The following is a 244-nucleotide window of genomic DNA, read 5'->3' as shown; positions in this document are numbered from 1 at the left end:
AAACAACAGAAAAATAAAAGAAAAGTATAAATAGTAACCATCGCCAGATTGAGATTGTTTGCAAGGTCTTTTGAAGCCCGTTGCCGGACTTCGTTGCCGACACCCTCTGTCTGGCTATTTTCATGTATGGAGGATAACTGCCTATGGCAAAAAACAAAACAGAGATTCATGTGACTACTGTGTTTGACGGGGAACTGGACGCAACCGATGTGTTCGTCAGCCTGATTTCCCAGAAATACGGCAA

Source organism: Fusicatenibacter saccharivorans (genome assembly GCF_027667425.1).
In the GTDB taxonomy this organism is placed as follows: Bacteria; Bacillota; Clostridia; order Lachnospirales; family Lachnospiraceae; genus Fusicatenibacter; species Fusicatenibacter saccharivorans.
Note: the sequence above shows the minus strand (reverse complement) of the source record.